The organism is Micromonospora sp. NPDC093243, assembly GCF_044753725.1.
Classification (GTDB): domain Bacteria; phylum Actinomycetota; class Actinomycetes; order Mycobacteriales; family Micromonosporaceae; genus Micromonospora.
Genome location: NZ_JBIVNT010000001.1, coordinates 522221 through 546519, shown reverse-complemented (window position 1 = coordinate 546519; position 24299 = coordinate 522221). Strand labels below are relative to the sequence as shown.

The window sequence follows — 24299 nt, the reverse complement described above, 5'->3', positions numbered from 1 at the left end:
TACCTAGGTGGCGGCGCTATCGTCCCCACGTGATCTTTCGAGCGGCCCGCACCACCCGGTCCCGGTAGGGCCGGGATGGACCAGGAACGGCGGGCGCAGTGGTTGCGCGGGGTGCTCGACCTCTGCGTTCTCGCGCTGCTCAGCCGGGGGGAGTCCTACGGCTACCAGCTGTCCCAGGCGCTGCGCGCCCACGGGCTCGGCGCCGTGCAGGGCGGCACCCTCTACCCGGTGCTGCTGCGCCTGCAGCGCTCCGGACTGGTCAGCGCGCACTGGCGCGAAGGGGAGACCGGCCCGGCCCGCAAGTACTACCGGATCAGCCCGGCCGGCAGCGAGGCGCTGCGCACGGCCGGCACCGACTGGACCGCCTTCGCGGCGAGCGTGGGCGCGATACTGAGCGAGGAGCAGATGCGGTGAACCACCACGCCTGGCTCGCCGCCCTCACCGGCGAGCTGCGCCGGCACGGGGTGGGGCCCGACCTGACCGGCCACGTCGTCGCCGAGGCCGCCACCCACCTGCGGGAGAGCGGGGAGCCGCCGCTACGGGTCTTCGGGCCACCGGAGGCGTACGCCCGGGCGGTCGCCGACAGCCTCGGCGGGCCCGACCTGCGCCCGCCCCGCCGACAGCCGGGCCCGGTGCGGCTCGCCGCGCAGGGCGTCACCAAGCGCTACCGCGGGCGAACCGTCCTCGACCGGGTCGACCTGACCGTCCGCGCGGGGGAGATCGCCGCGGTGGTCGGCGCCAACGGGGCGGGCAAGAGCACCTTCCTGCGGATCTGCGCCGGCATGCTCAGCCCGGACGCCGGCACCGTGCGGGTGCACGGCACCCTCGGCTACTGCCCGCAGGACGGCGGCACCGCCGAGTTCCTCGACCCGGACGAGCACTTCGTGCTCGTCGGGGCGGGCCGCGGGCTGGACCGGGGCGCGGCCCGGCGGTCCGGCCGCGCCGGGGCCGCCGCGCTGGACTGGGCCCCGCCGGCCGGCACGCAGACGCGACACCTCTCCGGCGGCACCCGGCAGAAGCTGAACCTGGTGCTGGCCGGGCTGGGCGAACCCGACGTGCTGCTGCTCGACGAGCCCTACCAGGGCTTCGACCGGGGCACCTATCTCGACTTCTGGCACGAGGTGTGGCGGTGGCGCGACGCCGGCAAGGCCATCGTCGTCGTCACCCACCTGCTCAACCAGCTCGACCGCGTCGACATCGTGCTCGACCTGACCACCCCCGGGGAGCGCCGCGCATGACCAAGATCCTCGTGGTGGCCGAGTCCGCGCTGCGGGAACTGCTGCGCCGGCGTTCGGTGCTGCTGATCCTGCTGCTGTTGCCGCTCGCCTTCTACCTCAGCCGCCGCGGCGACTACCTCGGCCAGTCGATCCGCTTCGTCTGCCTGGGGCTGGGCTGGGCGCTGAGCACCGCGGCGCTCTTCGCCGGCAGCGCGGCGCGCGGGATGGAGCCCCGGCTGCGGCTGTCCGGCTACGGCAGCCTGCACCTGGTGCTCGGGCGGCTGCTCGCCCTCTGGACGGTGGGTGTGCTGCTCTCCGCGCCGTACTTCGTGCTCATCCTCGTCGACCAGCACGACGTCCGGTACGGCGCCATCGCCCTCATCATGGCGCTGACCGTGGCGGTGGCCGCCCCGTTCGGGCTGCTGCTGAGCGCGGTGCTGCCCCGCGAGCTGGAGGGGACGCTGGTGCTGCTGACCGTGGTCGGCCTGCAGATGGTGATGAACCCGGCGAACAACATCACCCGGGCGTTGCCCTTCTGGTTCAGCCGGGAGATCGGCACGTACGCCATCGACCACACCGACGGCGGCTACCTGAGCCGTGGCCTGACCCAGGGGGTGGCGGTCGCGGTCACGCTCACCGTCCTGGTCGCCGTGGCCGGCGCCGTACGGCTGCGTCAGCGCCGCCACCTGCGGTTCGCCTAGCGGTCGAGGGCCAGCTCGTCGGCCCGGTCGGTGAGCGCTCGACGTTCGGCCGGCGCGTCGCTCATCGCCGCGGCGGCCCGGAACAGCCGCACGGCGCGAGCCCGGTCGCCCTGGCGGGCGGTCAGCTCGGCCTCGGCGGCGAGCGCCGGCGGGTAGCCGTCCAGCGTGCCGCCGGCGCGCGCCCCGGCGAGCAGGGCCAACCCGCTCGCCGGCCCGTACGCGAAGCCGTGCGCCACGGCCCGGTTCAACTCCACCACCGGCGAGGCGGAGCGTCGCGCCAGGCGGTCGTACCAGCCGGCGATGGCCGGCCAGTCGGTCTCGGCGCTGCTGCGGGCGGTGGCGTGACAGGCGGCGATCCGCGCCTGGAGCGCGTACGGGCCGTCCTCGCCGGCCCGGCGCAGCACGTCGAGCCCCTCGGCGACGGCGGCGTGATCCCACCGGGACCGGTCCTGCCGGTCGAGCGTGAGCAGGTTGCCCGCGGCGTCGCGCCGGGCCGACCGGCGGGAGTGCTGGAACAGGAAGAGCGCGAGCAGCCCGGCGACCTCCGGCTGACCGGGCAGCAGTCTGTCGACCAGCCGGGCCAGGCGGATCGCCTCGTCCGCGAACGCCGGCTCACCGTCGGCGTCGTAGCCCCGGGTGAAGAGCAGGTAGAGCACGGCCAGCACGCCGGGCAGCCGCTCCGCCAGCGCCGGGCCGCTCGGCACCCGGTAGGGGATGCCGGCCTGGGCGATCTTCGCCTTGGCCCGGGTCAGCCGCCGGGTCATCGTCGACTCGCTGACCAGCAGGGCGCGCGCGATGTCGACGGTGGCCACCCCGCAGACGGTCCGCAGGGTGAGCGCCACCCGGGCCTCCATCGCCAGGGCCGGATGGCAGCAGGTGAAGATGAGCCGCAACCGGTCGTCCACCACGTCCTCCTCCCCGGCCCTCGGCGGCGCCACCTCCTGCTCGGTGAGCAGCGCCAACTCGCGCAGCTTGCGCCGCTCGGTGTCGGCCCGGCGCAGCACGTCGACGGCCCGGTTCCGGGCGACCGTCATCAGCCAGCCGCCCGGATTGCCGGGTACGCCGTCGCGGGGCCAGCGCTCCAGGGCGAGCGTCAGCGCCTCCTGGGCGCAGTCCTCGGCGAGCGTCCAGTCGCCGGTCACCCGGATCAGCGCCGCCACGATCCGCGGAAACGACTCCCGACCCGCGGCGGCCACCGCCCTGGACGCCTCCGTCACCGGATCAGGCGTCCAGGTCCATGAAGGGCCGCAGCTCGATCCGGCCCGCGTAGGCCATCGGGTGGCTGCGGGCCACCTCGATCGCCTCGTCGAGGTCGGCGCACTCCAGCAGGTCGAAGCCCACGATCACCTCCTTGGTCTCGGCGAACGGGCCGTCGCTGACCAGCAGCTCACCGGCCCGGACCCGGACCGTGGTGGCCGCGGCCGGCGGGGCGAGCGCGTCGCCCTGCAGGCGCTGGCCCCGGGCGTCGCGCTCGGCCACCCACTGGTGGATGTCCGGCGCCGCGCTCGGGTCGGCGTCCGGCTCGGTGTCGGTGCAGACGAACATCATGTACTTCATGTCGTACTCCTCGGTGTGTGACTCCACCAGGGTGACGATCGGGCTGCCCCGTTCCGGACAGCGACCCGGAGAGAAAATCTACCGGCGGCCTCGGCGCGGCTCCCGGCCCAGCGGCGGCTCACCGGGTCGGTCGGGCGGCGGCCGGGTTCACCGTCGGGCCGAACGCGGTGAGGAACCGGTCGCGGAACGCGTCCATGGGCCAGACCGGCGCGTCCGGGCCGGGCCGCAGGCCGTCCTGCCAGCCCCATCCGGCGATCCGGTCGAAGACCGCCGGATCCCGGGCGACGATGGTGATCGGCACGTCCCGGCTGGCATTCGGGCCGGTGACCACCGGGGCCGGCTGGTGGTCACCGAGGAAGACCAGCACCAGGTCGTCGTCGCCGTACGTCTCGACGTAGGAGATCAGGGTCTCCAGCGAGTACCCGATCGACAGCCGGTAGCCGGCGCGTACCTCGGCCGTCGAGCGGCGGACGGTGTCTCCCGGCCCCTCGGTGCTGGCGGCCGCGTGGGCGAAGACCGAGCCGTCGCCCACCTCGTCCCAGCCGACCAGCCGGGGCACCGCCGTCCACGGCGAATGGCTGGAGATCAGCGGGATCTCCGCCATCAGCGGCGGCCGGTCGGCGCGGGCGCGCTCGGTGCGCTGGAAGGTGGCCAGGGTGTACTGGTCCGGCATCGGGGCGTAGCTGAACTTCGGCCCGCGGTAGCCGAGCCGCTCGGCGTCGTAGTAGCCGTCGTAGCCGAAGAAGGTCCCCTCCGGCCAGGGCTGGGTGGCGGCCGGCATCACCCCGACCGTGCGCCAGTCGGCCCGCCGGAACGCGCCGTTGAGGGTGAGCCGGTCGCTGGCCAGCAGGCTGCGGTGGCGCTGCTCGTTGTCGATCCACAGCCCGGAGAGCAGCGTGTCGTGGGCCAGCCAGCTCCCACCGCCGGCCGTGGGGGAGGTGAGGAAGCCGCTGCGGGCGGCGTACCCGTCGGCGCGTAGCCGGCGGTTGCCGGCGTCGAGCAGCGCGCCGATCTCCGGGGCGAACTCCGGGTCCTCGACCGCGTCCCGCCCGTAGCTCTCCACGAACGCGAGGAGCACGTCCTTGCCGCGCAGCGCGGTCAGCAGCTGGTCGCCCGGGGTGTCCCGGAACGGGTCGGTGGCGATCTCGGCGGTGAACGTGGTGCGGTCCCGCAACCGGGCCTGCACCTGGGCGACGTGCGCGCCGACCAGGGCGCTCGCGCCGGTGTCCGCGACCGGCAGGCCCGGCGCGACCCGTACCCCGAACGCGGCGCAGGCCACCCAGGCGACGGTCAGCGCGGCAACCGCCCGGGTCGCGGCCCGGTCGTGCCGGACCACCAGCCGGGTCAGCCGGCGTACCGCGAGCGTCATGACCAGCAGCAGGCCGGCGGCGAGCAGCAGCGCGCCGGCCGCCGCGCCGACCGCGCCGGCCCGGCCCACCGAGTCGGTGACGAAGCCGAACGCGTCGTCCAGCAGCGCCCAGTCCAGGACCAGGTCGAACGGCCGGGCCAGCGCGGAGTCGAAGCCCAGGTCGGCGAGCTTCAGCACCGCCAGCAGGCCGAGCAGCGGGCCGGCCAGCGCGACCGCCACCCGCCGGCCGCGCCCGGGCAGCGCCAGCAGCAGGGCGAGGCCCAGCAACCCCTCCAGCGGGATACGCAGGAAGGCGCCGGGCGTCAACCGGTCCATCCGGTCCGGGCCGACCAGGGCGGCGAAGACCAACAGGCCGGCCAGCATGGTGAGCAGCCCGGCCGCGACCGACCGCGTCACCCGCCACCCGCCACCGGCGATCGGGGTACGCGACGCCGCCGCGTCGCCGACCGGCCGGTCCTCCGTGCGCTCGCCGGTGTCGGTGGACCGCTCTGCCTCGGCGCCCATCAACGTCCCCACTCGTCGGCGCGGGCGGCGCCGACGGCCAGCGCCGGCGGTCGGGCCGTCGCCCCGCCCGGCAGCACGCGCACCCGCTCCGCCACCAGCTGGACCGGAACCACCCCGGCGACGTGCCCGGTCGGGCGGGGGCGGGGTCGCAGGGGACGGTGCCGCCACAACCAGAACACGTCGCGCGCGAACGACTCGACGAGCAGCGCCAAACCACCGGCCACCAGCAGCGTGGCCCACCGGTGCGGCAGCACGCCGGCCAGCGCGACCGCCAGGACGATCCCCTGCGCCGCCGCGGCCACCTTGCGCCACTGCCGGGCGGGCAGCGTCGCGCGCAGCCACGGCAGCGCCCAGCCGGCGACGACGAAGGCGTACCGCATCCCGCCGATGGCGAGCACCCAACCGCCGGCGTCCGGCGCGACGTGCACGCTGAGCACCAGCAGGAGGAAGGCGTCGGCCTCCATGTCGAACCGGGCGCCCAGTGCGCTGGCGGTGCCGGTCCGGCGGGCGACCCGACCGTCGACCGCGTCCAGCAGCAGCGCGACCGCGGTGAGGGTGGCCAGCAGCCCGACCGGCGTGGGACGGCCGATCGCCGCGTCCACGACGAGCGCGGTCACCCCGCCGGCCAGGACGGCCCGGGTCAGCGTCACACGGTCCGCCGGTCCGAGGCGTACCGCGCCCGCGCGTCCCAGCCCTCGGCTGAGCGCGACACAGGTGACCAGGCCGTAGCCCGCGCCGACCAGCCAACCCGGGCCGGTCAGCCCGACCGTGGCGGCCAGCGCGCCGAGCAGGACGATCTGGGCGGCCAGCCCGATCAGCGGACCAGTTCGAACTGTGGGCACCGTGCCTCCGTGTTTATGATCGACGACCCTGACAGGGAACACGGATGACAGGGCCGTTCGGTTCGGTCAGGCCCGAGGTGAGGAGCAGCCGGTGACCCGTGAGGCGCACGCCTTCTGGCTTCGGACGCCTAGACAGGGGGAGATCCGGCCGGTCACGCTGCCGGCACCCGGGCCGGACGAGGTGCTGGTGCGGACCTGCTACTCCGGGGTCAGCCGGGGCACCGAGACGCTGGTCTTCGCCGGCCGGGTGCCCGCCGACCAGTACGCCGTGATGCGCGCGCCCTTTCAGGAGGGCGACTTCCCGGCCCCGGTGAAGTACGGCTACCTCAACGTCGGAACGGTCGAGCAGGGCCCGGCCGACCTGCTGGGCCGTACCGTCTTCTGCCTCTACCCGCACCAGACCGGGTACGTGGTCCCCGCCGAGGCGGTCGTACCGGTGCCGGACGGGGTGCCGCCGGCCCGGGCCGTGCTGGCCGGCACGGTCGAGACCGCGGTGAACGCCCTCTGGGACGCCGCGCCCCTGCTGGGCGACCGGGTGAGCGTGGTCGGCGCCGGCATGGTGGGCTGCTGCGTCGCGGCCCTGCTCGCCCGCTTTCCCGGTGTGCGCGTCGAGCTCGTCGACACCGACCCGAGCCGGGCCGGGATCGCCGGCGCGCTCGGCGTCGACTTCGCGTCGCCGGCCGACGCGGCCACCGGACGCGACCTGGTGGTGCACGCCAGCGCCAGCGCGGCCGGCCTGCAACGCTCGCTGGAGCTGCTGCGTCCGGAGGGCACCGTGGTCGAGCTGAGCTGGTACGGCGACCGCCCGGTCGAGTTGTCGCTGGGCGGAGTGTTCCACAGCGGACGGTTGAGCATCCGTGGCAGCCAGGTCGGCACGGTCGCGCCGGCCCGGCGGGGGAGTCGGAGCTTCACCGACCGGCTGGCGCTCGCCCTGGACCTGCTCGACGATCCCGCATTCGATGCCCTGATCACCGGCGCGTCCCGCTTCGCGGAGCTGCCGGACGTGCTCGGCCGCCTGACGTCGGGTGAACTGCCCGCGCTCTGCCACCTCATCACCTACGACGGGGAGTGATCCGTGTTCAGTGTGACCGTCCGTGACCACATGATGATCGCCCACAGCTTCCGCGGCGAGGTCTTCGGGCCCGCGCAGCGGCTGCACGGCGCGACGTTCGTGGTGGACGCCACGTTCCGCCGCGCCGACCTGGACGCGGACGGCATCGTGGTCGACATCGGCCTGGCCACCGAGCAGCTCAAGGCCGTCCTCGGTGAGCTGACGTACCGCAACCTCGACGACGAGCCGGCCTTCGCGGGAACCAACACCACCACCGAGGTGCTGGCCCGGACGGTCGCCGACCGGCTCGCCGAGCGGGTGCACGCCGGTCAGCTCGGCGAGGGCGCGCGCGGCCTGGCCGGCATCACCGTCACCCTGCACGAGTCGCATGTGGCGTGGGCCAGCTACGAGCGATCTCTGTGAGCGCGAGGAGTGAGCTTGCGAGCCCCGCAGTCGCGAACGAAGGCCGCACTGTGAGCGCGAGGAGTGAGCTTGCGAGCCCCGCGGTGAGGTTTGAGGCCGGGTCGGTCGGCGTCCGCGAGGTGCACGTGGTGCTGCCGAACGACATCGACGACCCGGCCACGCCGAGCGGCGGCAACCAGTACGACCGGCGGGTCTGCCGGGGGCTGGCCGAGCAGGGCTGGCGGGTGCACGAGCACGCCGTACCCGGTGACTGGCCGCAGCCGGACGCGACCGCCCGGGCCGCGCTAGCCGGGGTGCTCGCGGCGCTGCCGGACGGCGCGGCGGTCCTGCTCGACGGGCTGGTCGCCTCGCCGGCACCGGAGGTGCTGACCCCGCAGGCCGCCCGGCTGCGGTTGGTCGTCCTGGTGCACATGCCGCTCGGTGACGACGCCGAGCAGCGGACGTTGACCGCGGCGAGCGCGGTGGTCGTCACCAGTGACTGGACCCGCCGGCGGCTGCTCGACCGGTATCCGCTGCCCGCGCAGCGGGTGCACGTCGCCGCGCCCGGGGTGGACCCGGCACCCGTGGCGACCGGCACCGGCACCGGCACGTCGCTGCTCTGCGTGGCGGCGGTGACCCCGACCAAGGGGCACGACGTGCTGGCCGACGCGCTGGCGCTGGTCGCGGAGCTGCCCTGGAGCTGTGTCTGCGTCGGCGCGCTCACCCGCGATCCCGGTTTCGTAGCCGACCTGCGGGCCGGCCTGGGCCGCTCCGGGCTCGCCGACCGCGTCCGTCTGGCCGGACCGTGCACCGGGGCCGCGCTGGACGCCGCGTACGCCGCCGCCGACCTGCTGGTGCTCCCCTCGCGCGCCGAGACGTACGGCATGGTGGTCACCGAGGCGCTGGCCCGGGGAATTCCGGTGCTCGGCACGGCGGCGGGCGGGCTGCCGGAGGCGTTGGGCCGGGCGCCGGACGGCGAGCTGCCGGGGTTGCTGGTGCCCCCGGACGACCCGCCGGCGCTGGCCGCCGCGCTGCGCCGGTGGCTGGACGACGCCACGCTGCGCCGCCGGCTCGCCCGCGCGGCCCGGGCCCGCCGGGACACCCTCGCGGGCTGGCAGGTCACGGCGACGCGACTGGCGTCGGTGCTGAGCGGGGTGGGTGCGGCATGAGTACCGACGTACTGCTGTCGTTCGCGGCGTGGCTGCGACTGCGGGAGGCCGCCGACGCGGCGGCGCGCGCCGACGGACTGGTCGAGGTGGTCCGTCGCCGGTTGCCGGCCGCCGGCCCGATCGTGCTGCACGACCTGGGCAGCGGCACCGGGTCGATGCTGCGCTGGCTCGCCCCGCGCCTGCCCGGGCCGCAGCACTGGATCCTCTACGACCGGGATCCGGAGCTGCTCGCCCATGCCACGGCCGGAACGGTCACCTCGGCCGACGGAGCCCCGGTCAGCGTGGCGACCCGGTGCACCGACCTCACGCGGCTGACCGCCGCGGATTTCGCCGGCGCAGCTCTGGTCACCGCGTCCGCGCTGCTCGACATGTTCACCGCCGAGGAGGTCGAGCGGGTGGTGGCCGCCTGCGCCGCGGCCGACGCACCGACGCTGCTGATGATCTCGGTTACCGGCCGGGTGCGGCTCACCCCGGCCCATCCGCTGGACGCGCAGGTCGAGGCGGCGTTCAACGAGCACCAGCGCCGTACCGTCGACGGCCGGCGCCTGCTCGGCCCGGACGCGGTCGACGCCACCGTGGCGGCGTTCGCCCGGCACGGGGTCCCCGTGCAGACCTGGGCCAGCCCGTGGCGGTTGGGTGCCGCGCAGGGCGAGCTGGCGGCCGAGTGGTTCCGCGGCTGGCTGGCCGCGGCCTGCGAGCAGCGGCCGGAGCTGGCCGCCCCGGCGGCCGGGTACGCCCGTCGTCGGCTGGCGGACGCGGCGGCCGGCCGGCTCGGGGTGGTGGTCGAACACCTGGACCTGCTCGCCGGCGGATGAACCCTTTGGGCGTCGGGCACGTGCCTACCGGAGAGGGAACGATCTTTCGACGGGAGGGCCGGCGCGGATGTTCTGGGCCTGGGCGCGGGCGCTCGGCGGGATCGGGCTGCTCGGCGCGTTGCTGTGGCAGGTGGGCGGCGGGCCCTTCCTCGCCGGGCTGGCGCTGATCGACGGCGGGGCGCTCGCCGCGGCGCTGGCGATCGGGGTGCTCACCACGGTCTGTGGCGCCTGGCGGTGGACCCTGGTCGCCGGCGGGCTCGGGGTGCGGCTGCCGCTGGGCACCGCGGTAGCGCACTGCTACCGCGCGGTGTTCCTCAACGCGACGCTTCCCGGCGGGGTGCTCGGCGACGTGCACCGCGCGGTGCGGCACGGCCGCGACGCCGGTGACGTCGGCCGGGGCGTGCGGGCGGTGGTTTGGGAGCGGACCGCCGGCCAGGTCGTCCAGGTGGGCCTCGCGCTGGTCCTGCTCGTCGCCTTTCCGTCGCCGGTGCGGCCGTACCTGCCGGCCGCGGCGGCCCTGGTGGTGGCGGGCGGGCTCGGCGCGGTGCTGCTGGCCCGGGCGTTGCCCCGCGCCGGCGGGTCGCGCTGGGCGCGGACGCTGCGCACCGCGGTCACCGACGTGCGGGCGGGACTGCTCGCCCGCCGCACCTGGTTCGGGGTGCTGCTCGCCTCCGCGGTGATGGTGGCCGGCCACCTGGCCACCTTCCTGGTCGCCGCGCGTACCGCCGGCTCGACCGCGCCGCTGTCCCGGCTGCTGCCGTTGACCCTGCTCGCGCTGCTGGCGATGGGGCTGCCACTGAACGTCGCCGGCTTCGGCCCGCGCGAGGGGGTGGCCGCGTGGGCGTTCGGCGCCGCCGGCCTGACCGCCGCCGAGGGGGTCGCCACCGCCACGGTGTACGGGGCGCTGGTGCTGGTAGCCAGCCTGCCCGGCGCGGCCGTACTGCTCGCCCGCAGGCGCGGCGCCACCCGGCCGGCGGGTCCGGCTCGCGCCGACGCGCGGGAAGGAGCCTTGCGTGGTTGAGTGTTGACACAGTGGTGAGCGGTAAGCGCGGCCGATCCGGGCCGCGCCGGACGAAGGAGACCCATGCCCGAAGCACTTCCTGTCGCGACGATCCGTACCCAGGTCACCGTGCCGCTGCGCTTCCCGGATGGCTACGCCACCACCGCCCGCCTCTTCACCTTCAAAGGGCTCGTCGACGGTCGGGAGCATCTGGCGTTCGGCCTGGGGGACTGGACGGCGGCACTGGATCGGCACGCCGCGGGTGGTCCCGCGCCGCTGGTACGGCCGCACAGCGAGTGCCTGACGGGGGACGTGTTCGGCAGCCAGCGCTGTGACTGCGGCCCGCAGCTGCGTGAGGCGGTCGAGCGGATCGCCGAGGCCGGTGGCTTCCTGCTCTACCTGCGTCAGGAGGGGCGGGGCATCGGCCTGTACGCCAAGCTGGACGCGTACGCGTTGCAGGACGCGGGGCTCGACACCTACGAGGCGAACGTGGCGTTGGGGCACGGCGAGGACGAGCGGGACTACACCGTGGCGGCGCAGATGCTGGCCACTCTGGAGGTGCCGGCCATCGTGCTGCTCAGCAGCAACCCGGAGAAGGCGGTGCAGCTCGACCGGCTGGGGGTGACGGTGACCGAGCGGGTGCCCACCGGCCTGTACCTCTCCCCGGCGAACGCCGACTACCTGGCGGCCAAGGCCAGCCGGGCCGCCCGTACCTCCGACCTTCCCGCCGTCCGATGACCTCCGGGCCGGTGCGGGCGCGGCCGTACGTGCTGCTCAGCTGCGCCACCTCGATCGACGGCTACATCGACGACGCCACCGAGCAGCGACTGGTGCTCTCCAACGCCGACGACCTGGCCCGGATCGACGAGGTCCGGGCCAGCTGCGACGCGATCCTGGTCGGCGCGGGCACCGTCCGCGGCGACGACCCGCGGCTGCTGATCCGCTCGGCGTCGCACCGGGACGCGCGGGTCGCCCGCGGCCTGCCCGCCTCGCCCACGAAGGTGACCCTCACCGCCTGTGGCGACCTCGACCCGACGTCTCGGTTCTTCACCGCGGGCGAGGCGGAGCGGGTCGTGTACTGCGCGTCGGGCGCGCTGGAGAAGACCGGGGAACGGGTCGGCGGGCTGGCCACGGTGGTCGACGGCGGCGATCCGGTGGATCTCGGGTTCGTGCTGGGCGACCTCGCCGACCGGGGGGTGCGCCGGCTGATGGTGGAGGGCGGCGGGACGGTGCACGCGCAGTTCCTCGCCGCCGGGCTCGCCGACGAGCTGCACCTGGTGATCGCGCCGTTCTTCGTCGGCGACTGCCGGGCGCCGCGCTTCGTGGGCGACGGCCGTTACCCGTGGCATCCGGGGCGGCGGGCCACCGTGGCGGAGGTCCGCCAGATCGGCGACGTGGTCCTGGTCCGCTACGCCCTCTCCGACCGCTGCCTGGGCTGATCGACCGGCCGCACCCCGGGGCGAGATCGTCGGCACCGTCGGCGATGGACTGTTTCGCTTTGATCAACCCGTTGACACGGCCGTGTCCTGCCCGGAACTATCAGCGACGTCCGATGGCCCGCCCTCGTGGTTCACGTGTCTTCATGTGACAACGATGTCAGGTCATCCGCGTAGTCCCGCACCACGCTCCGCAGCAGCAACGGTCCACTCTGCCCACACGTTCGACGGACTCGACCCGGATCGAGTCGAAAGGCCCGGCCCCCATGGCGTACCCCTCAACCGCCCGCCCCTGGCACCGCAGCCTGTCCGCCGCGACAGCCGCGGTCCTGCTGCCGGCGGGACTGCTCATCGCCGCACCCCTGGCGAATGCCGCGCCCGCCTCGGCGCCGCCCGGCAACTTCACCTCCTCGTTCGAGTCGGCCGACCCGCGACCGGCGGCGAGCACCGTCGAGGTCGGCACGGACGGAAAGCCGGTCCAGGCGAACCTGAGCGGATCGGTCACCACCCTGCCCGGCAGCCTGCTCGGCACGGTCAGCGCGGTGACCGCGAGCGCCGAGTACCCGCCGGCGGAGATCGCCGCCAATCTCAAGGACGACAACCCGTCGACCAAGTGGCTGGCGTTCAACCCGACCGGCTGGGTGACCTACCGGCTGGCCGAGCCGTCGGTGGTGCGGCGGTACGCGCTCACCTCCGCGAACGACGCGCCGACCCGCGACCCCCGGGACTTCGTCGTGCAGGGGTCGAACGACGGCAGCACCTGGACCGACCTCGACCGGCGGACCGGCGAGAAGTTCGGTGGGCGCCTGGCCACCAACGTCTACAGCTTCACCAACAGCACCGCCTACGGCTACTACCGGCTGAACGTCACCGCGAACTCCGGTGACTCGATCCTGCAGCTCGGCGACTGGAACATCAGCGACGGTTCGAACGTCAGGCCGCCGGCCACCCCCATGGTCAGCGTCGTCGGCGCCGGCCCGGTCGGTGGTTACACCACCAAGCCGGAGGCCGGGTTCACCGGGACGGCCGCCCTGCGTTACGCGGGCGGCGCCGAGGCCGACGGCCGCTCGTACGCGACGAACAAGCTCTTCGACGTCGACATCCCGGTCGGACCGAAGACCCGGCTCTCCTACAAGATCTTTCCCGAGTTCACCGGTCAGGACGCCCAGTACCCGTCCACCTACGCCGCCGTGGACCTGCACTTCACCGACGGCAGCTACCTGAGCCGGCGTTCGCCCGTCGACCAGCACGGCTACCCGCTCCCGGCGGCCGGACAGGGCGCGTCGAAGGTGCTCTACGCCGACCAGTGGAACGCGGTGCAGACCGACGTGGGCGCGGTCGCACGGGGCAAGACCATCGACCGCATCCTGCTCGCCTACGACAACCCGCAGGCCACGGAGAAGACGCGGTTCCAGGGCTGGCTCGACGACATCGAGCTGACCGGCGAGCCGGCGGCGATCGACGGCTCGAGCCGGACCAACTACGTCGACACCCGGCGCGGGACCAACTCGACGGGCGGCTTCTCGCGCGGCAACAACCTGCCGATCACCGCGGTGCCGAACGGCTTCAACTTCTTCACCCCGGTCACCGATGCCACGTCCAACTCGTGGGAGTACCAGTACCACCGGAGCAACAACGCGGCCAACCTGCCCACGCTGCAGGGCCTCGCGATCTCACACGAGCCCAGCCCGTGGATGGGTGACCGCAACCAGATGTCGGTCATGCCGGTCGCCGGCGACGGACCGCTCACCGGGCCGCCCGCCGGCCGGGCGCTCGCCTTCAGCCACGCGGACGAGACGGCGCGGCCGGACCTCTACCGGGTGCGGCTGCAGAACGGCCTGACCGCCGAGATGTCGCCCACCGACCATGCCGGGATCATGCGGTTCACCTTCCCGTCCGGGCAGGCCACCGGCAGCCTCGTCTTCTACAACGGCACCTTCACCATCGGCGCGGACGGCGGCTTCACCGGCTGGGTCGACAACGGAAGCGGCCTGTCGGCCGGTCGCAGCCGGATGTTCGTCTCCGGCGCCTTCGACCGGGCGCCCAAGGCGTCCTCCGCGACCTCCGCGACCTTCGACGTCTCGGCGAACCAGCAGGTCACGATGCGCATCGCGACCTCGTTCCTCTCGGTCGAGCAGGCGCACCGGAACCTCGACCTGGAGGTCACCGGAAAGAGCTTCGACCAGATCCACGCCGCCGCCACCGCGGCCTGGCAGGACCGGCTCGCCCGGGTCGAGGTACGGGACGCGACCGAGACGCAGTTGGTGACGCTGTACTCGAACCTGTACCGGCTGAACCTGTATCCGAACTCGCAGTCGGAGAACACCGGCACCGCCGCCGCGCCGCGCTGGCAGTACGCGAGCCCGGTGTCGGCGCCGACCGGCACGTCGACCGCCACGCACACCGGGGCCAAGATCGTCGACGGGGAGATCTACGTCAACAACGGGTTCTGGGACACCTACCGCACCGTGTGGCCCGCCTACGCGCTGCTGTACCCGGACGTCGCGGCCAAGATCTCCGACGGCTTCGTGCAGCACTACCGCGACGGCGGATGGATCGCCCGCTGGTCGTCGCCCGGCTACGCCGACCTGATGACCGGCACCAGCGCGAACGTGGCCCTGGCGCAGGCGTACCTCACCGGGGTCAAGCTGCCCGACCCGCTCGCGGCGTACGACGCGGCGGTCAAGGACGCGACCGTCGCCTCCGGGCGCGGCGAGGTCGGCCGCAAGGGCATCGAGACCTCGCTGTTCCTCGGCTACACGCCCACCACCACCGGAGAGTCGGTGTCCTGGGCGCTGGAAGGCTTCATCAACGACTACGGCATCGGCAACATGGGCGCCGCCCTGGCCAAGGACCCCGCCACGCCGAAGTCGGAGCGCAACCGGCTCAAGGAGGAGTCGCAGTACTTCCTGCAGCGCGCCCGCAACTACGTGCACCTGTTCGACCCGGAGACGAAGCTCTTCCAGGGCCGCGACGCCGCCGGCACGTTCCTCGCCGGTGACCCGCTGGACTGGGGTGGCGTCTACACCGAGACCAACGGGTGGAACTTCGCGTTCACCGCGCAGCAGGACGGCAAGGGACTGGCCAACCTGTACGGCGGGCAGCAGGCGCTGCGCGACAAGCTCGACCAGTTCTTCGCCACCCCCGAGAACGCCGACCGTCCCGGCGGGTACGGCGGCATCATCCACGAGATGCTCGAAGCGCGGGCCGTGCGGATGGGTCAGCTCGGCATGAGCAACCAGCCGTCGCACCACATCCCGTACATGTACGACTACGCCGGCGCGCCGGCCAGGACGCAGTCGCTGGTGCGGGAGATCATGCAGCGCCTCTACGTCGGCAGCGAGATCGGTCAGGGCTACCTGGGCGACGAGGACAACGGCGAGATGTCGTCGTGGCACATCCTCAGCTCGCTGGGCATCTACCCGCTGCAGGCCGGGTCGTCGCACTGGGCCATCGGCTCGCCGCAGTTCACCCGGATGACCGTCCACCGCGAGAGCGGCGACATCGTCGTCAACGCGCCGAACAACAGCACGAAGAACGTCTACGTGCAGGGCGTAAAGGTCAACGGCAAGAAGCAGGGCACGCTCTCCGTCGACGTGTCCGTGCTGGCCAGGGGCGGCACGATCGACTTCCAGATGGGCCCCGACCCGTCGTCCTGGGGGACCGGTAAGAACGACGGTCCGCCGTCGTTGACCAAGGGCGACGCGGCGCCGAAGCCGCTGCAGGACACCACCGGCCCCGGTCTCGGCACCGCGACCGCGACCGGCGGGCAGGACGCGTCGAAGCTCTTCGACGACTCGTCGACCACGCAGCTGACCTTCGCCTCGGCGACGCCGCAGGTCAGCTGGGCCTACCGGGGCGGCAAGCAGACGCCGGCGTACTACAGCCTCACCTCCGGGGCCGGTGCGGGCGATCCGGCGGACTGGCGGTTGCAGGGCTCCAACGACGGCGTCACCTGGACCACCGTGGACTCCCGCGCGGGCGAGGTGTTCGCGTGGCGTAACCAGACCCGGCCGTTCGAGATCGACAGGCCAGGGCGGTTCGCGCAGTTCCGCCTCGTCGTGACGAAGAGCGTCGGCGCCGCCCAGACCAACCTCGCCGAGGTCGAGCTGCTCGCCGGCGGCGACCTCGACCTCGGTGGCGGGGCCATCACGGTGACCGCCGCGGACAGCGTGCACGCGACCTCCGGCGCATCCGTGTCGGTGCCGCTGGCGACCGTCACCGGCGGCACCGCCAGCGGTTACCAGGCCACGATCGACTGGGGTGACGGCTCGCCGACCACCCCGGGCACCCTGACGCTCAGCTCGCGGGCCGTCTACAGCGTCAGCGGCACGCACACCTACGCCACGCCCGGTTACCACCAGGCGAGCGTCACGGTGACCGACGGCTCCGGCCAGGGCTCCACGACGGTCGGCGTCGACGTGGCCTACACGCCGAGCTCCGGGCTCACCGCGGCGTTCGACACCGTCTGCATCGGTGACGAGGGCATCCGCGCGGCCAACTGCGACGCGAAGTCGTGGGCGTACTCCCGGGCCGCCCTGGCGGCGGCCGGGGTGACCCAGGGCCAGCGGCACCAGGTGCCGGGCACCGCGCGGCACTTCACGCTGCCGGCGATCCCGGCAGGGCAGCCGGACAACGCCGCCGGCAACGGGCAGACGATCGAGCTCGACCTCCCGGACGACGCCAGGAGCATCTCGTTCATCGGCGCCGGCACGCAGGGCAACCAGGACAGCACCGGCACGGCGACGTTCAGCGACGGCAGCACCGCCAGCATCCCGATCCAGATGAGTGACTGGACGCTGGGCGGCAACGCCAACGGCACCCCGTCGTACGGCAACACGGTCGTCGCCAAGGCGGCGTACCGGCTGAGCGGCACGAGCCGGGACGGCGCCCAGCCGTTCCTGTTCGCCACCACGCCGTACCAGATCCCGGCGGGCAAGACGCTCGTCTCGGTGACCCTGCCGGCGCAGACCGGTGACCCCGCCTCGGCGGGTCGGATCCACGTGTTCGCCATCGCCGACGACGGCACGCCGGCGCCCGCGCTGGCGACCGTCGCCCCGAAGGACCAGACGGCCACCGCCGGGCAGGTCCTCTCGGCGGACCTCGGCTCGGTCACCGGGGGCGTTCCCGACCCGGCGGGCTACCACGCGCGCGTCCAGTGGGGTGACGGCACGGTTCCGCAGGACGTCACCGTCGGCTCGTCCGGCGTGCTGAGCGGGCAGCACACCTACCCGCAGGCGGGCACGTACACGGTGCGGGTGACCGCGTGGGACACGCGGTCGAGCAGCACGGCGAGCTTCACCGTGACCGTGGCGGGTGGCGGGCGCCAGCCGACGATCGCACTGCCCGGGTCCGCCACCGTCGCCACCGGTGACGCGATCACCGTCAACGGCGGCGGGTTCGCCGCCGGCGAGCAGGTGACCGTGACGCTCGGCACCAGCCCGGCGCGGAGCATGAAGGTCGAGGCCTCCGCGGCGGGAGCCGTCCGCGCCTCCATCGCGACCTCGGGTGACGCGCAGCCCGGCCGCTACGCCGTCACCGTCACCGGCGCGTCGTCACGTACCCCGGCGACGGCCACCGTGCAGGTGACCGGGGAGCAGGACGTGCCGACGATCCGTGCGCAGGTGGGGCTCTCGACCACGGCGGGGCCGCGCGGCACGGCGATCACGCTCGACGGTTACGGATTCGCGCGGAACGAGGCGGTCACGATCACCTTCGGTGACGGTCTCGCGAAGAGCACGGTGCGCGCGAACGGCGACGGCGTCATCGCCGGTATGACGGTCAGCGTTCCCGGGGCGGCGCGGGTCGGCTCGACCAGCATCACGCTGGCGGGGGCCGACTCGAAGACGCGGGTGCAGTTGCCGTTCACGGTCACCGGTTCGAACTGAGCCGGAGACCACCCAGCCGCCCTGGGCGGGCCGTGCAGACGGCCCGCCCAGGGCGGAGCTGGTCCGCGGGGCGGCTCAGCGCAGCAGCACCGGCCCGGCGTCGATCGGAGTGCGGAACAGGGCGTACGGCTTGCGGCGCAGGTCCTGACCGCCCTGGTAGTCGGCCTGCCGGTGCAGCTGGTTGGCGGTCACGTAGAGATGCCGGTCGACGGCGACCGACATGGTGTCCGGCCAGAGCAGCCGCGGATCGTGCACCACCGTCTCGAACTGCCCGTCCGGCAACCGGCGCAGCACCGCATTCTGCTCGTACGCGGTGAGGTACAGCCGGCCCGCGTCGTCGCTCTCCAGCCCGTCCGAGCCGGAGCCCTTGTCGCCCTCGTCGATGACGGTGTCGGCGACCTCCTCCTCCGGCAGCGACGCGTCCGCCAAGGCGTCGGTGGAGACGCTGTGCCAGCGGCGCGACATCAGCGCGGAGTAGTACAGGCGGGACCCGTCGGCGGAGATGGCGATGCCGTCCGAGCCGAACGTCAGGGGCTTCGGCGGCCCGTCCGGTGGCCGCTGGAGGAACGGCCGCCCCTCGACCACCGGCAGGTATCCGTGCAGCGGATCGGCCTTCGTGGACGGGTGGTCGTGCAGCCGCCGCCAGGAGCGGCCGCTGTGCAGGTCGACCACGACGATGCCGTTCGGGCCGCTCATGGCGGAGTCGGTGAGGTAGGCGAGGCCGGCCGAGCCGCGGCGCAGATCGAAGCGGACGTCGTTGAGGTAGCTGGTGGGCAGCGCCACCTCGGGCGGGAACGTGATCACCTGGGCGACGGTGTCGGTCGTCAGGTCGACCCGGACCAGCTTCGGGCCGCCGGGTCGGGTCGGCCGCATCATCGGGCTGCCGGTGTCGACCACCCAGAGCCGGTCGGCCGGGTCGACCACCACCGACTGCACCGAGACGAAGGCCTGCGCGTCGTCGTCGCCCGAGGGCGAGTTCCACCGCTCGTCCGGGTACGCCACCTCCCGGCCGTCGCGCAGCTCGGCCACCGTGGCCGGGGGTTCGTCGCCCCACTGGGGGAAGTTCACGAAGATCCGTCCGGTGTGCGAGACGGTCACCCCGGTCGGCATCGGGCCGGTGAAGGCGTGCACCAGCTCCAGCTCACCGACCGGCTCGACGCCCACCGGCCCGCTCACGCCGCGCCCCCGGCGCGCCATCGGAGGGTGGCGGATCTGACGCGGCTACCCATGGACGTACCCCCCTCGGTGGTGGCGCGACCCGTTGGCCGCACCGAACCGACCCGTGCTTCCCACCCCACCCCACCTGAAACCGAACCCCGCCCGCCCCTTGCCGCCGTCGATCATGCAGTCGTGGTGCCAACCTGATCCCGTTGTGCACCTTTCGTCACCCACCACAACTGCATGATCCACCGGGGCGGGGCGGGCGGGGCGGGGCGGGGCGGGGCGGGGCGGGCACTGGGTCAGGGGGTGGGGTTAGGGGGTCGGGGTGGGCGGGGGCGGCGGAGGGCGTAGAGGGCGGCGCTGATTAGGAAGAGGGCTGCGGTGATCGTCAGCCAGCGGGTCAGGAGCGGTACGCGCTGCTGGGCGGTGGCGGCCCGGTAGGTCTCGTCGCCCCAGCCCAGCAGCCCGGGCAGGTAGACCAGGAAGAGCAGCCCGGCGCCGAGCGCCGGCACCCGGATGTGGTTGAGCAGGGCCAGCCGGCCCGGCCCGGCGGGTCGCCGCCCGACGCCGAGCGCCCCGCGTAGCGCCCGGTCGAGCGTCGCGTAGACCGGGAAGAGCACCAGGTCGTGGGCGATCACCGCGCCGACGAACCAGAGCAGCATCCGGCCGGCCGTCGCCTCCCCGGCGATCCGCTGCGCGACCCAGCCGGTCAGCGCGAAGCAGGCCAGCAGGACGAGCAGGTGCCGGGGGCCGGCGCCGTACCCGGCCCGCAGCCGGGCGGTCCGGTCAGCCATCGGAGCGGGCCCGGAACTCGATGTCGGTCACCCACTTGGTGCAGTGCACCCCGGGCAGCGCCGGCACGATGATCCGCGCCGGGAATCCGTGGTCGAGGGAGAGGTCGACACCGTTGACCCGCAGCGCCAGCAGCGAGTCGGCGTCGAGCACCTGATTGGCCTGGAGGGTGGCCTGCCGGAACAGCCCGGCCCGCTCCAGCGAGCGGACGTGCGCCGCGGCCGGGTCGGGCAGCCCGGCGAGGGCGGCGAGGTCGCGCAGCCGTACGCCGGTCCAGGTCTGCTGGGTGGACCACCCCTCGACGCAGGCGATCGGCAGGCTGGCGGTGTGCTGGGCCATCGCCAGCAGGCCGGCCCGGTCGAGCGTGACGGTACGACCGGCCCCGCGCAGGGTCAGCCGCCAGCCCGACCCGGTGTCGGCGGCCTGGATGCCCGCCGCCGCGGCGCTCCGGTTGACCGGGAACCCGTTGGGCCCGCCGCCCGGGTCGCGGCCCCGCGGCAGCAGCAGGGCGGTGCGGCGCAGCGGCCCGTCCAGGCTCTGCCCGAAGGTCAGCGCGGCCAGCAGCAGCGAACCGCCGCCGACCAGCGCGATCGCGCCGCGGCGGCTGACCGTGGCCGGGCCGGGCCGGGGTGGCACCAGGCGGTCCGGGTCGGGCGGTTCGGGCCGGGTCCGCGCGCGCGGGGTACGCAGTTCGGCCCGCGCCGGGCGGGACCGCAGCGCGGTGACCAGTCGGGGCAGTTTCAGCACCACGTGTACGACCAACGCGGCGGTGAAGACCCAGGCCCCGAAGTAGTGCGCGGTGTAGAAGTCGAAGCCGAAGAGGTACGAGTACTGGATGTTGAGCAGGCCGGTGGCGATCTGGAAGAGGATCCCGCCGACGAGCAGCAGCAGCGACAACCGCTCCAGCAGCTGCGCCACCGAGCGGGCCGGCGGCCAGTCGAAGAGCTTCGGGATCACCGACCAGAGCTTGCCCAGCACCAACGGGATCAGCACGATGCCGAGCCCCACGTGCAGGCCCTGGGTGAGCCGGAACAGCCAGGACGGCCGGGTCGGCCAGTCGAACGGCGGCAGCCGCAGCCAGCCCACGTCGGTCGGGAACGCCTGACCGAACTGCGGGCTGTAGGCGGCGTAGTCGAGCAGCCCGGTGACGATCACCAGGGGCAGGGTGACGAGCAGCGCCAGGCCGTACACCGAGGTCAGCCACGGGCCGCGCAGCGGGCTGCGCCAACCGTGGGTGACCGCGTCCGTGCCGGGCGGCCGGCGTCGGTCGAGCGCTCGCCAGAACCGCCGGGGCGCGCCGTACCCGTCGGTCGGGTCGTCCACCGCCGGGCCGGGACGGTCCGCGCCCGACGGTCCGGGGTCGCTCGTGGGCACCGGTCCTCCTTCCTGTTTCGCGGCCGGCCGACGGTCCGTGCGGCCGGTCCTTCCGGCGCCCGGCGCGCCGGGGTCCGTCGTCTTCCGCAGGCTATGCGCGGGTACGGCGGCCCGGTCGGGTTTGCCGCATTACCGAAGCCTTACCGCCAAGTCCCCGGCCGGGGACGACCTGTTGCGAACTCCTTACGGGATCGCCGAGCCGGCCCGCCGACGACCCGGTTGACCTACCGTCACCAGACATGCGGGTACTGGTCACCGGCGCGGCCGGGTTCATCGGATCGCACGTCGCGGACCTGCTCGTCGACGAGGGGCACGAGGTCGTCGCGCTGGACGCGCTGCTGCCCCAGGCGCACGGCGACGCGGCACCCGCATGGGCCCGCCGGCACGACCTGGTGGCCGGGGACGTGCGGGACGCCTCACTGCTGGACCGGCTGCTGCCCGAGGTCGACGCGGTCTGCCACCAGGCGGCGATGGTCGGGCACGGGCTCGACCCGTCCGACGCCCCGGAGTACGCCAGCCACAACGACCTCGGCACCGCGGTGCTGCTCGCCGGGATGTACCGGGCCGGCGTGTCCCGGCTGGTACTGGCCAGCTCGATGGTGGTCTACGGCGAGGGCCGGTACGTCTGCGCCGGCCACGGGACGGTCCGCCCGTCGCCGCGCCGGCCCGAGGACGTGGCCGCCGGCCGCTACGACCCGGCCTGCCCCCGGTGCGGCGAGCCGCTCAGCCCGGCCCTGGTGCCCGAGGACGCGCCGCTGGAGCCGCGCAGCACGTACGCGGCCAGCAAGCTCGCCCAGGAGCACCTGGCGGCGGCGTGGGCGCGGCAGACCGGCGGCGGGGTCTGGGCGCTGCGTTACCACAACGTCTACGGCCCGCGGATGCCCCGCGACACCCCGTACGCCGGGGTGGCCTCGATCTTCCGGTCGGCGCTGGCCGCCGGGCGGGCTCCCCGGGTGCTGGAGGACGGCCGGCAGCGCCGCGACTTCGTACACGTCAGCGACGTGGCCCGGGCCAATCTGCTCGCCCTCACCGCGCCGACGCCGGAGGGTCTGGTGCCGGTCAACGTCTGCTCCGGCGAGCCGCACACGGTCGGCGAGCTGGCGCGGACACTGGCCGCCGCGATGGGCGGGCCGGCCCCGGTGGTGGCCGGCGGCGCGCGGGCGGCCGACGTGCGGCACGTGGTCGCCGATCCCCGGCGCGCCGCTGACCTGCTCGGCTACACCGCCCGGGTGAGCTTCGCCGAGGGGGTGGCCGGCTTCGCCACCGACCCGCTGCGCGAACCGGCGGCGCTCCCCGCCTGACTCCCGCCGACCCGCGCCGGCGGTGGCCTGTCCCGGCGGCGGCCCCGCCGGCGGCGGCCTGTCCCGGTGAGCGTGATACCTCTCAGGCATCAATATGCCGGTGAGGTATCAGCCTCGCGCGGACATCTGCCGCCCAGGCGCGGGCGCGGTGGCCGTGCGCGGGGAGGTACGAACGGCGGTCAGGAGACCGTCCAGAGCAGGTGGTTGACGGCCAGCGCGGTCACCACCTGCCCGGCCAGCCACCAGCGGCGGCCACCGGCCGGCAGCAGCGCGGTGGCCGCCAGCAGCCAGACCGCGAACGGTAGCCAGATCCGCTCCACCTCGGCCTTGCTCAGCCCGGACAGGTCCGCGCCGGCGACCGCCACGGAGGCGGCCAGCGGGAGAACGACGCTCGGCCCCGCTCCGCGTACCGCCGCGACCAGGGCCGCGACCCGACCGCCGCGCCGGGCCGCGCGGGCCGCGATCGGCGCGCCGGGTCGGCCCCAGCCGGCGCGCGCCGCGGCGCCGGCCGCCACCACCGCCCGGCGCAACGCCGGCCCGAGCACCAGGCCGGCGCAGAGCAGCAGCGCCGCCAGGTTCGCCCAGACCCAGTAGCCGTACGGCCGTTCAGCGGCCCAGCCCTGGTAGTAGCGCTCGACGACCAGCCGGTACCCCTGCCACCAATGGAAGCCGGCGAGGGTGAACGCCAGCGTCACCGCGGCGACCCCGACGCCGGCGGCGAGCAGCGAGCGGAGCCGGGCCGCCGGGCGCAGCGCCAGCACCGCCAGCGCCAGCACGCCGACCAGCACGAAGCCGTACGAGAGGAACAGCGCGAAGCCGAGCAGCGCGCCGCCGAGCGCGGCGGCGCCCGGGCCGCGTACCGCCAGCAGGGCGAGGCCGGCGGCGACCACGCCGGCGAAGATGCCGTCGGCCGACGCCCCCACCCAGACCGCGCCGGGCAGCAGCACCAGGAACGGCAGCACCGCCCGCGCCGCCTCGGCCGCGCCGAGCGCCCGCAGCGCGACCGGCACCGACACCGCCACCGACGCCCCGACCAGCACGCAGGCGAGCCCGGCCGCCGCGCCCCCGCCCAGGCCCACCCGGTCCAGCCAGACGAAGACCAGCAGCGCGCCCGGCGGATGACCGGCCGTGTGGGTGGACCACGAGTCCGGCTGGAAGTCGAGGATCCGCCCGGTGAAGCCGGCCAACATCGCCGGGATGTCGGTCACCCCCGGCACCTCGTGCAGGTACTCCGCCTGCGCGGTGAGTCGGCGGGCGAGCCCCGCCGACCAGCCGTCGACCAGGGCCAGGGAGAGCGTCCAGGCGACCGCCGTCAACCAGCCGGAGGCAAGCAGGACCCCCCATCGGGCGTGCTGCGCCCAGCGCATCCCCCAGCCGAGCACGGCGACGGCGACCAGCACCGTCGCAGGGGTGCCCCAGCCCAGGTGCGGTCGCCAGGTGGCGTAGAGCGGCGCGGCGTCGGCGTACAGCCCCGCTCCGCGCGCGTTGAGCAGTAGACCCACCAGGACCGCGGCGGCGAGCAGCGCCGCCTCCACGGCGAGCACCACCGCGTCGGCGCCGCCGCGCCGGACCGGGGTCCGCGCGGGGGCGGTGGTGAGCGTGGGAGTCGAGGCCATGACGATCGGACGGTACGGCCGGCGGGCGCCGCCCGGGGGCGGAACCGCCGGGACGTCACCGCACGGTAAGAATCGCCCGCGCGGTAAGCGTTCGGTAAGGACGT

The 24299-nt window shown here is 74.4% G+C and carries 20 protein-coding genes; 12 read left to right on the top strand and 8 right to left on the bottom strand.

From position 1 onward, the window contains the following. Positions 1-75: 75 nt before the first annotated feature. From ACIP9D_RS02545 to ACIP9D_RS02535, 3 genes are read left to right on the top strand one after another with little or no spacing between them, the layout of a single operon-like run. Positions 76-414, top strand: a complete 339-nt coding sequence (locus tag ACIP9D_RS02545) for a PadR family transcriptional regulator (RefSeq protein WP_350870203.1) — start codon at positions 76-78, stop codon at positions 412-414. Further along, positions 411-1238 (top strand): ATP-binding cassette domain-containing protein, encoded by an 828-nt coding sequence (locus tag ACIP9D_RS02540; RefSeq protein ID WP_350870202.1) that lies wholly within the window; start codon positions 411-413, stop codon positions 1236-1238. Before ACIP9D_RS02545 ends, ACIP9D_RS02540 begins: the two co-directional genes overlap by 4 nt. Continuing rightward, positions 1235-1918 carry a hypothetical protein gene (locus tag ACIP9D_RS02535; RefSeq protein ID WP_350870200.1) on the top strand — a complete coding sequence of 228 codons (684 nt, stop codon included), beginning with the start codon at positions 1235-1237 and terminating at the stop codon, positions 1916-1918. Before ACIP9D_RS02540 ends, ACIP9D_RS02535 begins: the two co-directional genes overlap by 4 nt. Here ACIP9D_RS02535 and ACIP9D_RS02530 read toward each other — a convergent pair. The 4 genes from ACIP9D_RS02530 to ACIP9D_RS02515 form a co-directional block, all read right to left on the bottom strand. Further along, positions 1915-3135, bottom strand: a complete 1221-nt coding sequence (locus tag ACIP9D_RS02530; protein WP_350870198.1) for a sigma-70 family RNA polymerase sigma factor — start codon at positions 3133-3135, stop codon at positions 1915-1917. The genes ACIP9D_RS02535 and ACIP9D_RS02530 overlap by 4 nt on opposite strands. 4 nt (positions 3136-3139) lie before the next feature. After that, positions 3140-3475 (bottom strand): YciI family protein, encoded by a 336-nt coding sequence (locus ACIP9D_RS02525; RefSeq protein WP_357057601.1) that lies wholly within the window; start codon positions 3473-3475, stop codon positions 3140-3142. A 118-nt stretch (positions 3476-3593) separates the two neighbouring features. Continuing rightward, entirely contained in the window at positions 3594-5348 is a 1755-nt protein-coding gene (locus ACIP9D_RS02520) for a sulfatase (RefSeq protein WP_350870194.1), read from the bottom strand. Then, the gene (locus tag ACIP9D_RS02515; RefSeq protein ID WP_400449191.1) at positions 5348-6190 is read right to left on the bottom strand and encodes a CDP-alcohol phosphatidyltransferase family protein; all 843 of its coding nucleotides are present in this window, start codon (positions 6188-6190) and stop codon (positions 5348-5350) included. Before ACIP9D_RS02515 ends, ACIP9D_RS02520 begins: the two co-directional genes overlap by 1 nt. A 91-nt stretch (positions 6191-6281) precedes the next feature. Here ACIP9D_RS02515 and ACIP9D_RS02510 point away from each other — a divergent pair, with 91 nt between their 5' ends. From ACIP9D_RS02510 to ACIP9D_RS02475, 8 genes are all read left to right on the top strand, one after another. Next, a complete protein-coding gene (locus ACIP9D_RS02510) occupies positions 6282-7262 on the top strand; it encodes a zinc-binding alcohol dehydrogenase (protein ID WP_350870193.1) in 981 nt (326 codons plus the stop codon). Between the two features lie 3 nt (positions 7263-7265). After that, positions 7266-7664 (top strand): 6-carboxytetrahydropterin synthase, encoded by a 399-nt coding sequence (locus tag ACIP9D_RS02505; RefSeq protein WP_350870191.1) that lies wholly within the window; start codon positions 7266-7268, stop codon positions 7662-7664. Between the two features lie 83 nt (positions 7665-7747). Further along, entirely contained in the window at positions 7748-8812 is a 1065-nt protein-coding gene (locus ACIP9D_RS02500) for a glycosyltransferase family 4 protein (RefSeq protein WP_350870189.1), read from the top strand. Next, positions 8809-9627, top strand: a complete 819-nt coding sequence (locus tag ACIP9D_RS02495) for a class I SAM-dependent methyltransferase (RefSeq protein ID WP_350870188.1) — start codon at positions 8809-8811, stop codon at positions 9625-9627. The genes ACIP9D_RS02500 and ACIP9D_RS02495 overlap by 4 nt, the downstream gene beginning before the upstream one ends. A 67-nt stretch (positions 9628-9694) precedes the next feature. Next, entirely contained in the window at positions 9695-10648 is a 954-nt protein-coding gene (locus tag ACIP9D_RS02490) for a lysylphosphatidylglycerol synthase transmembrane domain-containing protein (protein WP_350870186.1), read from the top strand. Positions 10649-10711: 63 nt separating this feature from the next. Continuing rightward, positions 10712-11365: a GTP cyclohydrolase II gene (ribA, locus tag ACIP9D_RS02485; protein ID WP_350870184.1), complete on the top strand. Its 654-nt coding sequence runs from the start codon at positions 10712-10714 to the stop codon at positions 11363-11365. A gap of 11 nt (positions 11366-11376) precedes the next feature. Then, positions 11377-12066, top strand: coding sequence for a dihydrofolate reductase family protein (locus ACIP9D_RS02480; protein WP_350871115.1), 690 nt, complete (start codon positions 11377-11379; stop codon positions 12064-12066). 263 nt (positions 12067-12329) lie between these two features. Beyond that, positions 12330-17951 (top strand): GH92 family glycosyl hydrolase, encoded by a 5622-nt coding sequence (locus ACIP9D_RS02475; protein ID WP_350870182.1) that lies wholly within the window; start codon positions 12330-12332, stop codon positions 17949-17951. A 75-nt stretch (positions 17952-18026) separates the two neighbouring features. On the opposite strand, the gene ACIP9D_RS02470 is transcribed toward ACIP9D_RS02475, so the two are convergent. From ACIP9D_RS02470 to ACIP9D_RS02460, 3 genes are all read right to left on the bottom strand, one after another. Then, the gene (locus ACIP9D_RS02470; RefSeq protein WP_350870180.1) at positions 18027-19127 is read right to left on the bottom strand and encodes an L-dopachrome tautomerase-related protein; all 1101 of its coding nucleotides are present in this window, start codon (positions 19125-19127) and stop codon (positions 18027-18029) included. A gap of 284 nt (positions 19128-19411) precedes the next feature. Next, positions 19412-19906 carry a hypothetical protein gene (locus tag ACIP9D_RS02465; protein WP_350870178.1) on the bottom strand — a complete coding sequence of 165 codons (495 nt, stop codon included), beginning with the start codon at positions 19904-19906 and terminating at the stop codon, positions 19412-19414. Next, positions 19899-21227 carry a molybdopterin-dependent oxidoreductase gene (locus ACIP9D_RS02460; RefSeq protein ID WP_350871113.1) on the bottom strand — a complete coding sequence of 443 codons (1329 nt, stop codon included), beginning with the start codon at positions 21225-21227 and terminating at the stop codon, positions 19899-19901. Before ACIP9D_RS02460 ends, ACIP9D_RS02465 begins: the two co-directional genes overlap by 8 nt. A gap of 290 nt (positions 21228-21517) precedes the next feature. Here ACIP9D_RS02460 and ACIP9D_RS02455 point away from each other — a divergent pair, with 290 nt between their 5' ends. After that, complete coding sequence (locus tag ACIP9D_RS02455) at positions 21518-22579, top strand: NAD-dependent epimerase/dehydratase family protein (protein WP_350870176.1); 1062 nt, start codon at positions 21518-21520, stop codon at positions 22577-22579. 179 nt (positions 22580-22758) lie between these two features. Here ACIP9D_RS02455 and ACIP9D_RS02450 read toward each other — a convergent pair whose 3' ends face one another. Continuing rightward, positions 22759-24195 (bottom strand): hypothetical protein, encoded by a 1437-nt coding sequence (locus tag ACIP9D_RS02450; protein WP_350870174.1) that lies wholly within the window; start codon positions 24193-24195, stop codon positions 22759-22761. Between the last annotated feature and the right edge of the window lie 104 nt (positions 24196-24299).

What these genes read in the sequence shown, in the direction of transcription:
- ACIP9D_RS02545 (WP_350870203.1), top strand. Translation starts at nt 76, where the DNA reads ATGGACCAGGAACGGCGGGCGCAGTGGTTGCGCGGGGTGCTCGACCTC.
- ACIP9D_RS02535 (WP_350870200.1), top strand. Translation starts at nt 1,235, where the DNA reads ATGACCAAGATCCTCGTGGTGGCCGAGTCCGCGCTGCGGGAACTGCTG.
- ACIP9D_RS02525 (WP_357057601.1), bottom strand. Translation starts at nt 3,475, where the DNA reads ATGAAGTACATGATGTTCGTCTGCACCGACACCGAGCCGGACGCCGAC.
- ACIP9D_RS02520 (WP_350870194.1), bottom strand. Translation starts at nt 5,348, where the DNA reads ATGGGCGCCGAGGCAGAGCGGTCCACCGACACCGGCGAGCGCACGGAG.
- ACIP9D_RS02495 (WP_350870188.1), top strand. Translation starts at nt 8,809, where the DNA reads ATGAGTACCGACGTACTGCTGTCGTTCGCGGCGTGGCTGCGACTGCGG.
- ACIP9D_RS02490 (WP_350870186.1), top strand. Translation starts at nt 9,695, where the DNA reads ATGTTCTGGGCCTGGGCGCGGGCGCTCGGCGGGATCGGGCTGCTCGGC.
- ribA (WP_350870184.1), top strand. Translation starts at nt 10,712, where the DNA reads ATGCCCGAAGCACTTCCTGTCGCGACGATCCGTACCCAGGTCACCGTG.
- ACIP9D_RS02475 (WP_350870182.1), top strand. Translation starts at nt 12,330, where the DNA reads ATGGCGTACCCCTCAACCGCCCGCCCCTGGCACCGCAGCCTGTCCGCC.
- ACIP9D_RS02465 (WP_350870178.1), bottom strand. Translation starts at nt 19,906, where the DNA reads ATGGCTGACCGGACCGCCCGGCTGCGGGCCGGGTACGGCGCCGGCCCC.
- ACIP9D_RS02455 (WP_350870176.1), top strand. Translation starts at nt 21,518, where the DNA reads ATGCGGGTACTGGTCACCGGCGCGGCCGGGTTCATCGGATCGCACGTC.
- ACIP9D_RS02450 (WP_350870174.1), bottom strand. Translation starts at nt 24,195, where the DNA reads ATGGCCTCGACTCCCACGCTCACCACCGCCCCCGCGCGGACCCCGGTC.